Origin of the sequence: Roseateles sp., assembly GCF_031397715.1 — a bacterium.
Lineage (GTDB): Bacteria > Pseudomonadota > Gammaproteobacteria > Burkholderiales > Burkholderiaceae_C > Paucibacter_A.
The window spans coordinates 1-4239 of the sequence record NZ_JANNMI010000366.1 but is presented as its reverse complement, the minus strand read 5'-3'; the positions used below and the strand labels follow the sequence as shown (position 1 = coordinate 4239).

Genomic DNA, 4239 nt, shown 5'->3' with positions numbered 1-4239 from the left:
ACCCAACGGCGTCGGTGGCCATCGGTTCGGTTGTCGGCGCGTCGTTCGTGCGCGAGATTTTCACCGGGGTTTTTGCGTCCGACATGGGCGTCTGGGCGCCGAACTGCCACCGAAGGCACCAGGCCTGACACCCCAGACAGCCGCGCCAGCGCCAGCTCGGCGGCGTGGTTCAGCGCAGCGAATGATTCAGCCGCCAGGTCGGGGCTGCGGGGCGGCAAGGGGTGCGGCACAAAGGCCTGGACGACTTCGCCCAGGGTGCTTGAGTTTAGGTAAAGGCCCGTGCTGCGCATCGTGGGTATGAAAGCGGACTTGAATTGAAAACCGGCCTATTAAAGCATTCTTTAATGATGGCGCGCAGGATGAAAATGCTCTTTCATTGCGCACCTACGCACTGACCTCTCGTAAACCCCACCGTCACTGATTAATCAAAGGCGCCGGCTTCAAACCCCATCTCCTCAGCGACGCGCCTTACGCCCACTACAAACTTCCCATAGCTTTTCGAACGGTTGTGTTCCGGCTCACGCAAATGCCTACCCATAGCGCGTGCACCCGTACCTTTTTGAAAATTGGGCACCAAGCGCTGAAGCTCGACTGAGGGCTTTTGCCATCCATCGGGGTCAAGAAATTTCTTGCGCAATGCTGGTGAATTCGCCTTTGCATAATCGAAAGCGGCCGCAACGGCCTCCAAATCGCCCAAGTACCAAGCCTCTAGCTCTTGGCAGGCCAGCCGAATCAGCGTATCTGGTCGTTTAGCGGCTTCGCACAAGGCCTTGATCTTCTCCAGCACCGCAACACAATCCGCTGCATCGTTGTCTCTCACAATCACAAAGCGGTCGCCCGGAATTTGCCAAGCACTGAGCTTGGTCTTGATGCTGCGATCCAAGTCGCTCTTGCCTTCGTGCGGCACGCATAAAAAATGCTGGCCAAGCTGCCAAGAAGGAAACAAGCGCGGAATCAGCCCTTCCAACAGGTGTCTCATGGAGGGTTCCTCCAACAAAAACACCAATCGACCGGCCATCAATTCAAACCCTCCAGCAGACCCTGCTTCCAGAGCCAGCCTGGCAGATCCCCGGCCTCCACTAACGCTCGCAAATTGGCGGAATCACTCGCACGGCTGATCCGAGTAAAGCCTTGCTCTTTGCGCAAGCAGTAAATCTCATCCAGGCTCAATGCATTCAAAAAATCCGGCGAATGGGATGAAATAAACACCTGCCCACCACGCCGTGCATAGGACCTGAACTCTTCGGCCAACTCGGGAAGCAATTCAGGGTACAGCTGGTTCTCTGGCTCCTCAATTGCCAGCAAGGGATAGGGCTGCGGGTCGTTCAGTAATACCAGGTAGGCGAACATCTTGATCGTGCCGTCCGACACATGGCGAGCGATGAAGGGGTCCTTGAAGCTTCCGTCCTGAAAACGCAGCACCAAGCGCCCGTCTTCGGTCTGCTTGGGCTCCACCACGGTCACCCCTGGCACCCGGGCTTTCATCGCGTCCAGAATCCGGTCAAACGAAGCCCGGTGATGTTCGAACAAGAAGTTGGCCACCAGCGGTAAATTGTCCCCTCGGGTGGACAGATGCTCGGCAAAACCGTCTTCCTGGCTGGGTCTGGCTTCCGACACATGAAAGTCCGAAATATGCCAGTTTTCAATCATCAGCCGCAGCGCACTGGCAGCCTTGAAACGGTCAAACTGCCCCAAACCCTTGACGGCCAAGATGTCGGGGGCATCCAGTTTTTGCACTTCGCGCGCCAGTTCTTCATCTGGTTTGGAGAAATCTTCCTCATTGGTAATGGCATAGCCCTCGCCCAAGGTGAAGTCCAAAAAGTGAAATGGCTTGCCATTCGCCCCACGCTTGTAGCGCAAGATCTCCCGCGCCACCACGGCCCGGCCGGTCTTGTCGGGCTCCACCCGCAGCAGATAGGTCACCAGACGTTCCTTGCCGGTCAGCTCCAATCTGAATTGCAGAGTCAGCTCGATGGGCTCATTGGCAAAGCCCCGACTGGCCAGCTCCTTGAAGCCGCCGCGCTTGCTCACTGCCTTGCCCACATTCATGGCCAAGGCGTCTTTGAGAAACGAGAACACATCGAACAGCGTGGACTTGCCCGTGCCATTGGCGCCCACCAGCACACACAAGCGGGAAATATTCGCCAGCTTGGTATGGCGAAACAGTCGGTAGTTCTTGATCTCTATGGATTCAATTTGCATGCAGGGGCTCCGTGCCGTCGCGAGCGAATGGGTGGGCGACGATTGCCTCATTGTCAGTCAAGGTCTCAGGCAGCCGTAGCTGACCGGAGATCAGGCGGGGCAGCAAGGTGTCGCGGAGGGCTGATAGGGATTCAGCCTGCTCCGTATTGGCTCTAACTCGTTGGTGCACCCGTAACGCGACTTCTTCATAGGCTTCAACGCATCTGCGGCTTGGAATGACATACGGCAATCCATGAATGTGATTTCGGTTTAAGGTCGGCACTGCGGACCCTGCATTGAAAGACTTGAGGTCTAAGAGCCGAAGCGTCTCGTAAGCAAAGCAGGCTGTCGCCCCTCGGAACTCTTTGATCCACAGTGCCGTGTTTAAGGGCCAATAGTCACCTAACTCCAAGAACACGCGGCCTAGAACACCGGATCGGCCGGTCACGACCCCAGGCCCCTTCGCCATCGCAAGCTGGTGAGTGCCACTGGGGCCGCTGGCCGCGATGATAGGAAATGCACCAGGAACACGGTCTTGGGTAGGCAAATCAAAACCCCGTTGAAGGACTAAGAGGTCTTCTAGCTTCTTGACCTTCCACCCCTTCGGCACCAAGCCCAACTCCGATTCCTCGAAGCTGTCAGGGAACAGCGCGGCGGTGGCCTCGTCCATGCCTTCGGGCAGAAGGCCTTGGCACTTGGCGCGCACAGGGTCGAAATCCACAAACCAGGATTTGAACAACGCTTGGGCGATGGCTTCCAGCGTGGCGTTGGCTTCGAGGAGGTTGCGAATCCGTAGAGACAACTCGAAGTAGAGGTCGCCAATCGCCTCCTCTTGAGCGCCATCGAATCTCGGGATAAGAAGTTTGCCGAAGTCGCCCTTCTTGAAGTGAGGAATCAAGGAGCCGACGTGCATGTTGGCTATTTGGTCCTGAACGGTCTTAGACCTCAACGCGGCAAAAAGGTAACGAGCGCTCACCTTTTTCGGATCAGCTCGCACTGCGACCATGTCTTGCGCGATGCAGAAGTCAACCGGGTCGGGTGCTAGCGCCGTGCGTCCAGGGCTACCTTTGCACACGAACAAAATGTCGCCGGGTAGCGGATGGCCTCGAAACCACGATGTGTAAGTCGCTTCGTCAACGAAACGAATCGTTTCGTAACGCGGGTATAGGGACTCACCGTCAATGCAGTTCGTCGCAATAAGTGGCCGACCCGACTCTCCCACAGGACAAGTCTTGCCACGGTTATCGACTATTGCCTCAAGCAAGTCCGTGAAGGGAGTCCACTCAGAACTCATACCCGAGCTCCCCCAGTTTGGCCCGAATCAAGGCATCCAGCTCCGCACCCTTGGTCATCTGCTCGCCCAACTTCTCGGTCAGCTTGCTCATCTTCTCGCCAAAGGCCTCGTCGTCGTCCTCGACTTCTTCGGCACCCACATAGCGCCCAGGCGTGAGCACATGGCCGTGTTGCGCGATCTCGGCAAGCGGCACGCTGCGGCAAAAGCCCGGCACATCGGCGTACTCGCCAACAATCTCACCCACGGCAGCCGCCTCGCCACGCCAGGCCGCCACCACCGCTGCGATCCGCTCAATCTCTTCGTCAGCAAACTCGCACTGCACCCGCGAGATCATGCGGCTGGACTTGCGGGCGTCAATGAACAAGACCTGACCCTTGCGCTCCTTGGGCTTGCGTTTGACCAGAAACCACAGGCAGGCAGGGATTTGCGTGTTGAAAAACAACTGGCCCGGCAGGGCAATCATCACCTCCACCACATCGGCCTCGACCATGGCGGCGCGGATCACGCCTTCGTTGTTCTGGCTCGAACTCATGCTGCCATTGGCCAGCACGATGCCGGCGCGGCCACTGGGCTTCAAGTGGTGCAGCATGTGCTGCAGCCAGGCGTAGTTGGCATTGCCGGCGGGCGGGTCGCCGTAGTGCCAGCGTGCGTCGCCCGTCAGGCTGGCGTGCCACCAGTCGCTGATGTTGAACGGCGGATTGGCGAGGATGAAGTCGGCGCGCAAATCCGGAAACTGGTCACGCGTGAAGGTGTCGGCCGGCTCG

At 57.9% G+C, this 4239-nt stretch carries 4 protein-coding genes; all 4 read right to left on the bottom strand.

The features are described 5' to 3' along the window. Window positions 1–421: 421 nt before the first annotated feature. Window positions 422–979, bottom strand: a complete 558-nt coding sequence (locus RMO57_RS16025; RefSeq protein ID WP_310388292.1) for a DUF4276 family protein — start codon at window positions 977–979, stop codon at window positions 422–424. 38 nt (window positions 980–1017) lie between these two features. Next, the gene (locus tag RMO57_RS16020; RefSeq protein ID WP_310388290.1) at window positions 1018–2202 is read right to left on the bottom strand and encodes an AAA family ATPase; all 1185 of its coding nucleotides are present in this window, start codon (window positions 2200–2202) and stop codon (window positions 1018–1020) included. Further along, window positions 2192–3094, bottom strand: a complete 903-nt coding sequence (locus RMO57_RS16015; RefSeq protein ID WP_310388288.1) for a restriction endonuclease subunit S — start codon at window positions 3092–3094, stop codon at window positions 2192–2194. Before RMO57_RS16015 ends, RMO57_RS16020 begins: the two co-directional genes overlap by 11 nt. 370 nt (window positions 3095–3464) lie before the next feature. Then, a partial coding sequence (locus RMO57_RS16010; protein WP_310388287.1) for an N-6 DNA methylase occupies window positions 3465–4239 on the bottom strand: 775 nt, incomplete at its 5' end.

Excerpts from the sequence above, each read along its gene's own strand:
- RMO57_RS16025 (WP_310388292.1), bottom strand. The coding sequence starts at position 979 with ATGAGACACCTGTTGGAAGGGCTGATTCCGCGCTTGTTTCCTTCTTGG.
- RMO57_RS16020 (WP_310388290.1), bottom strand. The coding sequence starts at position 2,202 with ATGCAAATTGAATCCATAGAGATCAAGAACTACCGACTGTTTCGCCAT.
- RMO57_RS16015 (WP_310388288.1), bottom strand. The coding sequence starts at position 3,094 with ATGCACGTCGGCTCCTTGATTCCTCACTTCAAGAAGGGCGACTTCGGC.